Annotated in this window: 8 protein-coding genes; 4 read left to right on the forward strand and 4 right to left on the reverse strand. The window is 63.3% G+C overall.

All coding sequences use genetic code 11. The features are described 5' to 3' along the window. Positions 1-41 precede the first annotated feature (41 nt). The 3 genes from BCO18175_RS18880 to BCO18175_RS18890 all read right to left on the reverse strand — a co-directional run bounded on the left by BCO18175_RS18880 (position 42) and on the right by BCO18175_RS18890 (position 4,990). Positions 42-1,067 (reverse strand): LacI family DNA-binding transcriptional regulator, encoded by a 1,026-nt coding sequence (locus BCO18175_RS18880; protein ID WP_174969519.1) that lies wholly within the window; start codon positions 1,065-1,067, stop codon positions 42-44. Positions 1,068-1,862: 795 nt separating this feature from the next. Then, positions 1,863-3,353: an aldehyde dehydrogenase family protein gene (locus BCO18175_RS18885; RefSeq protein WP_174983128.1), complete on the reverse strand. Its 1,491-nt coding sequence runs from the start codon at positions 3,351-3,353 to the stop codon at positions 1,863-1,865. Positions 3,354-3,388: 35 nt separating this feature from the next. Then, complete coding sequence (locus tag BCO18175_RS18890; RefSeq protein ID WP_174983130.1) at positions 3,389-4,990, reverse strand: GMC family oxidoreductase; 1,602 nt, start codon at positions 4,988-4,990, stop codon at positions 3,389-3,391. A 292-nt stretch (positions 4,991-5,282) separates the two neighbouring features. On the opposite strand from BCO18175_RS18890, the gene BCO18175_RS18895 reads away from it, so the two are divergent. The 4 genes from BCO18175_RS18895 (at position 5,283) to BCO18175_RS18910 (ending at position 9,301) form a co-directional block, all read left to right on the forward strand. Continuing rightward, positions 5,283-5,669: a hypothetical protein gene (locus tag BCO18175_RS18895; protein WP_174983132.1), complete on the forward strand. Its 387-nt coding sequence runs from the start codon at positions 5,283-5,285 to the stop codon at positions 5,667-5,669. Between the two features lie 17 nt (positions 5,670-5,686). Next, complete coding sequence (locus BCO18175_RS18900) at positions 5,687-6,640, forward strand: helix-turn-helix domain-containing protein (RefSeq protein ID WP_174983134.1); 954 nt, start codon at positions 5,687-5,689, stop codon at positions 6,638-6,640. A 165-nt stretch (positions 6,641-6,805) separates the two neighbouring features. Further along, positions 6,806-7,729: a transporter gene (locus BCO18175_RS18905; protein ID WP_254608123.1), complete on the forward strand. Its 924-nt coding sequence runs from the start codon at positions 6,806-6,808 to the stop codon at positions 7,727-7,729. A 51-nt stretch (positions 7,730-7,780) separates the two neighbouring features. Continuing rightward, the gene (locus BCO18175_RS18910) at positions 7,781-9,301 is read left to right on the forward strand and encodes a GMC family oxidoreductase (RefSeq protein ID WP_174983135.1); all 1,521 of its coding nucleotides are present in this window, start codon (positions 7,781-7,783) and stop codon (positions 9,299-9,301) included. Between the two features lie 155 nt (positions 9,302-9,456). Here BCO18175_RS18910 and BCO18175_RS18915 read toward each other — a convergent pair whose 3' ends face one another. Continuing rightward, the gene (locus tag BCO18175_RS18915; protein WP_174983137.1) at positions 9,457-11,100 is read right to left on the reverse strand and encodes a serine hydrolase domain-containing protein; all 1,644 of its coding nucleotides are present in this window, start codon (positions 11,098-11,100) and stop codon (positions 9,457-9,459) included. Between the last annotated feature and the right edge of the window lie 19 nt (positions 11,101-11,119).

Raw genomic sequence — 11,119 nt, forward strand, 5'->3', positions numbered from 1 at the left:
TGGTGTGGTTGTGTGCGTGTTTGGTGGCGCGGCGCGCGTGTTCAGGCCTTGCGCAATTGCAGGTCGGTGGCCGGCGGGGCGACCGTCGCGCCGTCGCGCACCACGTGCGGCAGGATCAGCGACGTGCGTTCGATCGCTGCGCCGCCGATGCATTCGACGAGACGCTGCCATGCGTGGCGGCCGATGTCACGGTTCGGCGTCGCGACGCTCGCCAGCGGCGGCGCGAGCAGTTCGCCGATCGCGATCCCGTCGAAGCCGAGCACCGACAGGTCGTCCGGGATCGAGAAGCCCGCGCGGCGCAGGCCGCGCATCACGACCATCGCGAGCAGGTCGTTGCTGCAGAAGAGGGCGGTCGGGCGCGTTGCGTGCGCGGTGAGATGCGCGAGCACCGCATCGGGCAGCTCGGGTGCGTTGAAGTCGACTTCGACCGGCGGCAGCGTGGCGACGCCGCTTTCCTCGAGTGCCTGCGCATAACCGAGATGACGCTGCCGTGCGCGATCCGACGCGGCGAGCGAGCCGGCCAGCATCAGCACGCGGCGGTGACCGCGCGCGGTCAGCAGCCGCACGCCGTCGTAGGCGGCGCGGCGGTTGTCGACCGACACCGACGGGCGGCGCTGCGTGTCGTTGTGCATCAGCACGTAGTGCGGGCCGTCGCGATCGAGCATGTCGAGCAGCGGGTGCGTGTCCGCGTCGGCAACAGTGAGGATCAGCCCTTCGACGCGCTGCTCGCGCAGCGTCTCGATCGCGTGACGCTCGCGCGCCGCGTCGTATTCGGTCGTCATCAGGATCAGCTTGAAGCCGGCCGCGGTCGCGAGCTCGTCGATGCCTAGCAGGCAGTCGGCGAACACGGGGTTCGACAACGTCGGCACGACGACACCGACGAGGCGCGTGCGCTCGCCGCGCAATTGCCGGCCGAGCGGGCTCGGGCGAAACTGCAGCGTGTCGATCGCGGTGCGGATGGTTTGCAGCGTGGCGGGGCTGACGGTATGCGGTGCATTGATCGCGCGCGAGACGGTGGCGATCGAGAAGCCCGCGAGGGCAGCGACGTCCTTGATGGTCGAGGTCATGAAGTCATGCGATGTAAACGTTTTCGGCCGGAAAATTATCGAAAACGTTTGTGACTTCGCGATGACGCAAGCGACGCTTGTTTCGCAAAAAGCACGACACAAACGTCTGACGGATAGATCCGTCGGACGACGCGGACTCGATTGTATCGGGGATGTTGCGGCGCGGGAGGAAATCGTTGGCGGCGGTGTGCCGGCGTCGATGACGAATGATGATGCCGGGCAGCGGTGGGGGGTGTCGCGATGCGGTGCCGCAGAATAAGGGAACGCATGCGCAAGCAATGGTAGAATCGCGTCCGCCCTCTTGCCGGGGTGATGAAATTGGTAAACATAGCGGACTTAAACGATTGAGTGCCCGCCCGGAAACGGTCGGTGCAGAACCCTTCAAATTCGGCGAAACCCCTGATGCGCGCATCGAGGCAACGCCGAGCCAAGCCTCGCGGTATCCGCGAGGAAGGTGTAGAGACTAGACGGGGGGCGCCTAAGGCGCACGGGCAGCAAGTACGCCCGCGCGCGACGGCGAAGGCATAGTCCAGCGCACGAACGGCATCGCGCACGCGACGCCGGCTTTGAAAGAAGCAGTGTGACGAAAATCCGCCGCCTTAATTGGCTTGCCGGTTCAAGTCCGGTCCCCGGCACCACGATCGCTTTCAGCGCGATTCGATGAAGGCACGAAAGCCCGCGAGAAGCCCAGCACTCGCGGGTTTTTTGTTTTTGCGGCGTGGCATCGGATGCGTTTGTCGTCCGGGAGCGGCGCCGGACGACATGTCGTCGAATCGCACAGACGGCGCCCGGCGATCAGAGGCGAATGGTGACGGACTTCAGTTCGGTGTAGGCGTCGATGAACGACGAACCGTACTCGCGACCGACGCCGGATCCCTTTGCGCCGCCGAACGGCACGGCAGGATCGACCAGCGTGTGCATGTTGACCCACACGGTGCCCGCCTCGATACGAGGAACGTATCGAAGGGCTTTCGCCAGATCATTCGTCCAGAGGCTCGCGGTCAGGCCGAAAGCCGAGTCGTTCATCATCGCGATCAGTTCGTCGTCGTCATCGAACGGCACGAACGTGCCGACCGGGCCGAAAATCTCCTGACGGTATGAGCTCGACTGCAGGGACTTCGGCAAGATGACCGTCGGCTTGATGTAGAGTCCGTCGCGCCGGTATGCATCGCCGCCCGTGACGATGTCGTCGCCCTCGGCCTTTGCCCGTTCGAACGCGGCAAGGCACTTCCTGAAGTGCGGCTCGTTGCATACCGGCCCGATCAATCCCGCATCGTCCATCGGATCGGACGGCCCGATGCCATCCATGCGCGCACCGAGCTTCTCGATGACCTCGTCGAATTGCGAGCGATGGACGAAGAAACGTTCCGCCGAAGCACAGACTTGGCCGCTGTGCAGAAACCCCGCCTCGAAGACTCCATCGAGAATCTTGTCGACCGGCGTATCCGGAAGGAACGCCGCGGCGTTCTTGCCGCCGAGCTCGAGCGTAAAGCGGGTGAAGTTGGCCTTGACGGCCTCTTCGCCGATGACGCGTCCGGTCGGAACCGAGCCCGTGAACGAGACCTTGGCGACGCGAGGGTCCGAAATGACTTTTGCGCCGATTCGGCCCGTGCCGTTGATGACGTTGAGCGTGCCGGGTGGCAGCCCCGCCTCGGTGCCGAGTTCCGCGATGCGCAGCATCGTCAGCGGCGAAAATTCCGAAGACTTGATGATCACCGTGTTGCCGGTCGCGAGCGCCGCACCGAATTTCCACACCGGAATCATGACCGGGAAATTCCACGGGATGATGCCGAAGACAACGCCCAGCGGCTCCCGCCGCGTGAAAGACGTATAGCGCTCGCCGTTCATGCTCGGATAGGACGGCGTAATCGTTTCGCCGGCAATTTTCGTGGCCCAACCCGCGTAGTACCGCAGCCAGCGAGCGGACCAGCCTACCTCGATGATTCGGGACAACGTGATGAGCTTGCCCGACTGTGCCGTTTCGATCTGCGCGATTTCCCCGCCATGCGCTTCGATCAGATCCGCGAATCGCAGCAGGACGCGCTCTCGTTCAGCAGGGGAGAAGCGGGCCCAGCCCTCCCTGAACGCTTCATGGGACGACGCAATGGCGGCCTCGATATCGTCGTCCGAGGCCTGCGCGACGGAGCCGACCACGGCAAGCGTGGCCGGGCACCGGACTTCGATACGTTCACTGCCTTGTCCCGCGACGGGCTGGCCACCGATGTAGTGCCCATGTTCGCGTGCAAGGAATCGTTTGACTTCATCAAGCATCTGGACCAGCGCCATCTGTTCACCTCCGGGAGCAATTTGATCGGCAAGCGTTAACGCGACGCATTCGAGATCAGGTCGGATGCCTTCTCGGCCAGTGCGATCGTCGGTGCGTTCGTATTACCGCTCGGGATACTGGGCATCGTCGAGCTGTCGGCCACGCGAAGCCCTGCGATACCGTGTACGCGCAGCTGCGTATCGACTACGGAAGACGCGGGTTCCATCCCCATTCGGCATGTGCCGACGGGGTGATAGACCGTCTTGGCGGCGCCACGCACCCAGTCTTCGATCGCTGCGGTGTCGTCGGGAATGCAGGTCGGCGAGAAGACTTCGTCGACATGCGCTGCGAGCGCCGGCTGCTGAAGCATCCTGAGTGCCAGTTTCGTGGCGCGAACCTGGCCGTCGACGTCCCGGCGATCGGACAGGTAACGCCCGTCGATCCGCGGAAGATCCGCCGGGTTCGACGACCTGATCGTCACGCGGCCGCGGGAATGTGGTTGAAGGTGCCCCGTCTTGATGGTGATGCCGTGGGTCCGGCCCTTGGTCACGCCGAATGGATCGTCGAACGCATCGATGACCGGCAGGAAGTGAAACTGGACGTCCGGCTGCCCCTGGTTGCACGTGTCGACGAATGCGAATCCTTCGAGTACCGGAGAGGTGAGGAGTCCGGAACGGAACAGCATCCATTGGAGACCATGCTTGAGTGCCCGCAGCCCCCGGTCCTGGCCATAGAGCGAGATCGGCGTCTTGATGGTCGCATTGACCGACGTGTGCATGTGGTCGTGAAAATTCTCGCCGACCGGCAGCACGTGCTTGACTCGAACCCCCGCATTTTCGAGGTCACGGCGCGGTCCGATGCCGGACAGCTGCAGGATCTTCGGCGAACCGATCGCGCCCGCGGTCACGATCACCTCAGCACGAGCATGCACGGTCACCTGCCGGTTGCCTTGACGATAGGTCACGCCGGTCGCGCGGCCGCCTTCGATTTCGATGCGCTCGACCAGCGCATCGACTTCAAGCTTGAACCCGGCGTGGTTTCTGATTGCCTTGAGATAGGTCGCTGCGGTGGAGCCGCGCTCGCCATTGAAGATGGTGGCCTGATAGAACCCGACACCTTCCTGTCGGTCGCCGTTGTAGTCGGTCAGGTATTCGAGTCCCATCTGTTGACCGGCTCGCACGAACGCCTGCGAGAGCGGATGCCGATAGCGAATCTCGGTGACTTTCAGGTGTCCGTCGTTTCCATGGTGCGGAACGGTCAGCGATTCGTTGTTCTCCGCCTTGGCGAAGTAACGCAGCATTTCATCGGCGCCCCAGCCCTTGCAGCCGAATTCCGTCTCCCACCGGTCGTAGTCGTTCCGGTGTCCGCGCACGTAGAGCATGCCGTTGACGGAACTGGATCCGCCGAGCACGCGGCCCTGCGGAACCGCGATGGATCGACCATTCACGTCCTGCGACGGTTCGGCGGCGTAGGGCCACGTATAGCGGGGGATGGCCTTGCCGAGGCCGCCGGGCATGTGAATGAACAGGTCTTTGTCGTGACCGCCTGCCTCGATCAGCAAGACGGTTCCCTTGCGGCGCTCGACGAGGTTGGTTGCAATGGTGCAGCCGGCCGAACCGGCGCCAATGATGACGTAATCGAAAGTTTTATCGGACATCGTTTTTGCCCACGATCGTGCAAGCGGCATCCGTCGGCTCCGTCCGGTTGCGCGCACGCTTGCCGTCCCGATCTTCGGTGGGTATCTCCTTGCTGATTCTGGATGGTTCGCTATGGTTTTTGAGCCGGCGCTTGCGGTTCGACTGGCCGGGAATGCGCCACGGAGCAGGGCCTCGACATGAGGCGGGTGCCGGGTCGACCGCACTTCGATTCTAGGTACGTGCGTCGAACCCGAATCGACGTTGCGTGCACACTTTTGGCTTCAGCGTGCACATCGTGGCGACGAGCAACGCATGCTTCGCGGCATCGTTGCCGATGCGGGGAAGATCGTCGCGAATGTCTCGGTACAAACCATCATTGACCGGCCGGTCGGTCATCAAAAAAATGCACTGCATCCGGTCGATGTGGCGAAAGGGCGTCCGTGCAGCCCGAGACGGCGCGCACCGGATGTTTTTCCCGTTTTCACCCCGAATTCAAAACGTACCGTTGGCAATGTCGATGACGGAGATGCGCTGTTTCGTTGTGCACTTCATCCGCCGGTCATTCGCTACGCGTTCCCGCACTCGACGACGTTGCCGCAGGGCGGCTTCGAAGAGCCGGCAGCGTTCCCGATATGCGGGCGCCTTCGCGCGCGGTTTCACGACTCATGCGGATCCACGCGTCGGTCAAGGTTTTCGTAGACTCTATTCACCCTGCAATGGCACACGAAATCGTTGTTGGCGAGAGCAGCAGCGGCGCAAATCTGCGAGATCTGATCTCGGACAGTTTCCTGCCGCTGGCGCTTCGAGATACAGGCCCGCTTTTCCGGATGTCGGTGCGTATTGCCGTGGCGGGCGGGATCCGCGTGGCGGAAGTCGATACCTCGTCGATCCGGGTGGAACGCGACCGGGCGCTTGCGGCGCGCGCCGAGAGCGACTGTTACAAGATCCTGTTTCAGATCGCCGGGCAAAGTCGCGTGACGCAAAGAAACAGGACATCGACCGTCAATCCGGGAGAGTGGGTTGTCTACGATGCGACGCAGGCGTACTCGATCGAGTGCGCGGATGCGTCGAGGTTCGTTGCCGCGCTTGCGCCGCCGAGGAGCAGCACGATGTGGCGGTGGTTCGTCGATCGTGCGGATACGCAGGTACGCCGGACCGTCGGCAATGCACATCTTGCGTTGCAGTCCATCCGGTATCTGATGGACGGGCAGGTACCCGACGATCCGGAAAGCCTGTTCGGTTTCGAGCAGTCGACGTTGATGCTGCTCGATTCCGTCATGCGCCGCGAGGCCGGCGACGCGCTCAACCGGGCCGGCGCGCGAAGTGCATCCCTGCGCATGAACGCCGAAATCTATCTCGCGCACCACTACAGCGACCCCGACCTGACGCCGGACCGACTTGCCAGTGCACTGAACGTGTCGAGACGTACGCTCTACGGCGCACTGGCCGCGACCAGCCAGACACCCCAGGGGTTGATTCAGGAATATCGGCTGCAAGCGAGCAGGCGGGCGCTCTCGGATCCGGCCGACACGAACCGCAATCTGCTCGAGCTGGCGGTGATGTGCGGCTTTTCGGACATGACGCACTTCGGGCGGTTGTTCAAGGCGCGATTCGGATGCAGCCCCGGCGTCTACCGGATGACATGTCGAAATGCACCGGAACCCGGGTAACGCGGCACGTCCGTTACAGGCACAACGTGAAAAGGGCGTGGTGTGGGGACGAATTTGCACGCATTGATGCAACGTCTGCACTGAACGCCGAAAGAGAATGATCAGGAATCCTAGACTGGGCTGGACGGCCAAATCATATGGCCGACGCTTATCCAGGAGACGATCTTGAAGAAAAACCAGGCAGGTATTCGAGCGCCTCGCCTTGCGCGCTTGTCCGGCAATCCACGTGCGCGGAAGCTGGCTGCGCTTGCGATGGCGGCTACCTTCCCGACGTTGGCCTCGGCGATCAATATCGATGCAGGGGACTATACGGCTTTGCCCGCCGGCGCGAATATCGGTGCGCTGTACTATCAGCACGCGGAGGATACGCGGATCTATGCCAACGGTTCGCGGGTCGCCGGAGGCAACATTACCCAGGACATCGGCATCGCGCGTTTCATCCACTTCATGTCGGTCGGCGGATTCACCATTGATCCGCAGGTGCTGATTCCGTTCGGCCACGTCGGCGGGACGAACCAGATGTCCGCCCTCGGGAACAATACCGGCCTCGGCGATGCGATCTTTGCCGCTACGGTCTGGGTCGTCAACCGTCCCGAGTCGAACACGTTCCTGGGCATCACGCCGTTCATCTACGCACCGACCGGCAGCTATGACCGCAATCGAGGCATCAATCTCGGCGAAAACCGGTGGAAGTTCGCGCTGCAGGCCGGCTTCATCACGCCCGTCGCGCCCAAGGTGATCCTCGACCTTGCAGCGGACGCCACCGCATTCACGCCGAACCACAATTTCGGCGCGACCGGTGCGACGATGACGGAGTCGCCCCTGTTTCAGGCGCAGGGCTGGTTGCGGTACCAGCTCACGAGCAGCGTCGATCTGCGGGTCGGCGGTTCATACGTCTTCGGCGGCAATCAGACCATTGCCGGCGTGTCCCAGGCCAACCGGCAATCGACACCCAGCTTTCTCGTGGGGGCAGCATGGTTTCCCACGAAAACCTGGCAAATCATCGCGCTCTACGGCCGCCAGACCTCAACCGAGAACGGCCCGCTCGAGACGCAACGCTTCAATGTCCGGGTTGCGCATTTCTTCTGATCGTGCGATTGCACGCCGATTGTCCAGACCTTCGGTCAAGGGTACGAAACCATGAATGCATACGACTACATCGTTGTTGGCGCGGGTTCCTCCGGTTGTGTGATTGCAGCGCGATTGAGCGAGGATTCGCGAGTCCGCGTGCTGCTGCTGGAGGCCGGGCCGCGGGATGAAGATCCCAATATCGCGGCGCCGGGCGGTTGGCCGTCCCTGTGGAATACTCCGGTGGACTACGCTTACTACACGGTGCCGCAAGCGCATACCGCCGGGCGATCGCATTACTGGCCGCGAGGCCGTACGCTCGGCGGCTCCAGTGCGATCAACGGCATGATCTACGTGCGCGGACACCGCAGCGACTACGACGCCTGGGCGTATCAGGGCTGCCTCGGCTGGGACTATGAGTCCGTGTTGCCGTATTTCCGCATGTCGGAAGATCATGAAGGCGGCGAAGACCGGTATCACGGCGTGGGCGGCCCGTTGCACGTATCGCGAAATCGCGATCCCAATCCGATTTGCGAAGCCGCGATCGAAGCTGCGGTACAGGCGGGATTCGCGCGCAACGACGACTGCAACGGAGAGGCAATCGACGGCGCAGGCTATTGCCATCTCACGATCAAGGACGGCGTACGCCAATCGACCGCGCGGGCGTTTCTGTCGCCCGCTCGCGATCGTGCGAACCTGACGGTCAAAACCGGCGCACGCGTCGAAAAGCTGATTCTCATGGGCGACCGCTGCGTCGGCGTTCGCTACTACGACGGGGCGTCGGTCATCGATGCGATGGCCGACAGCGAGGTGATCGTCAGTGGCGGCGCAATCGCCAGCCCGCAGCTTCTGCTGCTGTCGGGTATCGGTCCGGCGGACGAACTCGCGCGCGTCGGAATCCGTGCAACGCATCACCTGCCCGGTGTCGGGAAGAACCTTCAGGATCACCTTCTTTGCGGCGTGATCTTCGAGGCGTCCAGGCCGATCCCGGCACCGCGGAACAACCTGCTCGAGTCGCAGTTGTTCTGTCGCAGTGACGCGCGCCGCATCGGTCCGGACCTGCAGCCGCTGTTCATGCACATCCCGTACTATGCGCCGGGTTTCGACGGCCCGGCAAATGCGTGGACGCTGTGCGCGGGCCTGGTTCGTCCGGCGAGCCGCGGCGAGATTCGTCTCGCATCCGGCGATCCTGCTGCGGCGCCCCTTCTCGATCCTCGCTATCTTTCGGAGCAGTCGGACCTGGAGCGTCTCGCGAAAGCGGTTCAGATCTGCCGTGACATCGGCAACCGGCCCGCATTTGACGAATGGCGTGCGCGCGAGGTGTTGCCGGGCCCGGCCGGGGACGATCCTGCCGCGCTGCGCGAGTACGTGCGTCGTGCATGTGTGACGTATCACCACATGGCCGGCACATGCAAGATGGGCGTGGGTGCCGATGCCGTCGTCGATCCGGAGCTGCGCGTTCGAGGTTTGACCGGTCTTCGCGTGGCCGACGCGTCCATCATGCCGGACGTCGTGTCCGGGAATACCAATGCGCCGGCCATCATGATCGGCGAAAAGGCAGCCGACCTGATCAGGCAGTCGCAGGCGAAGTGATCCTGCTCCACCCGCATCGGTACGATGCGGGTGGTCGGACTATTGCAAACGACGAAACGAGGGAGTGGATTCGGCACTGCGAATGGCGCGTCGACAGCACCCTCGGCGAACCCCACCGCGCAACGAAAACGTCGCACCAGGAAGTGGCGCGATGTCTATGAATCACACCTCTCGCGCATGAAGGTCAGGTTGCGCGTGCGCGACGTGTCGATGCGAAAGCGCGTCACCTCGTTACCCGAGCGTTCCACCGTCAAGACGCCGCGCATGACGGCCAGCTGACCGGCAGGGTCGAACGTGAAAATGTCGTCGGCTACGGGCTCCAGCCGGTAGCCGACGCTGCCTGCGACGCCGTGCATGGTCAGGGTGAGTTCACCGTTCGTCACGGCGATCGTCGCACGTGCCGCGGCATCGTGACCGTGATACGTGCCCGCCAGACCTGCCGACGCATCGGAGAGCGACGGTGCGTGATCGGGCAGGCGCTCGAGCGTCTCCGCGTGACCGCAGTCCACCAGCTCGATCGCCGTTACGCGTGCCGCTGCCGTCGACGCGCAAGGTTTGATCAGCAGCGTTCCGCCTGTCCCTTCGTCGACCCGCAATCCGGCTTCCGTCTCGATGAGCGTCAGGGGCATCTGTTGGACGTTATGAAAGCTCGCGTTGATTTTCCCGTCGTGATCGCCGATCACGCAATACGTCCCGGACGCACGCGAGTGGTACTTGCCGAGCAAGGTTTCGTGCCCGGCAGTTTGCAGGGGCGCGGCAGGCTTCGCGCCGAGGATGGCATCGCCCAGCACGATATCGACGATCTGCGTAGCCAGTTCAACCACATTGGCTGCCGCGCCGTTGGTGAGAATGATGACGTCCAGTGCGTGCTTGGCCACGGTCAACATCTGACAGCTGCCACCGAACACACCGCCGGCATGGTGCAGCACCTCCACGTCGCGGTGGGGTGTGAGCATCAACCCGAGGGTGTAGACGCCTTCCGCGCCGCTCGAATAGTGCGGCTTCGTCAGCATCTGGCGCCAGCTTGCTTCGCTGCCGACACGCTTGGGGCCGCGCAGATGCGCGAGCCAGCGCAGCATGTCGTCGACCGTCGACACGATCCCGCCTTCACCGAGCACTTCCCACGACGGAAAGAGGCCGCGCGTGAATCCGCCTTTTCCATCCGGCACATGCTGGGTCGCCATGCGCGGGCGGATGCGCATGTCGTCGGCGACCGACTCCGTGTCGACCATGCCCATCACATCGAAGATGCGATCCTTCAGAAAGGTCTCGAAGGGGATGCCGCTGACCCGCTCGATCGCGAGCGACAGCAGGTGATATCCGCCGTTGCAATAGATCATCCGCTCGCCCGGCGGGAAATTGACGTCGCGTTGCCGGATTTCGGCCGCCAGCGTGCCGCCGCGCGGCAGCGTCGCGACGCCTTGCGCGAGCAGCGTGAGGTCGAGATAGCAGCGGTAGCCTCCTGTATGCGTCATCAGCTGGCGCAAGCTGGGGTCGCCTGCCAGCAGCGGCAGTTCAGGCAGGTACGTGCGAATCCCGGCGTCGATGTCGAGCTTGCCGTCTTCGGCGAGCAGGAGCGCGGCGAGGCAGGTGAAGTGTTTGCTCGTCGAGCCGATGCGCAAGCGTGTGGCCGGCGTATTGGCTACGCCGTGTTCCAGGCTTGCCATGCCGAAGCCTCGCCGGTAGAGGACTTCGCCTCGATGCGCCATGGCCACGACGAGGCCGGGTTCATCGCTTTTGTTGAAGCGTTCGAACAGGGAATCCAGTTGCTCGACGATATCGTGCGATTCTTGTGTCATTTTCAGTTATCCATATGAT

It is taken from the genome of Burkholderia lata, assembly GCF_902499335.1.
GTDB classification, from domain to species: domain Bacteria; phylum Pseudomonadota; class Gammaproteobacteria; order Burkholderiales; family Burkholderiaceae; genus Burkholderia; species Burkholderia lata_B.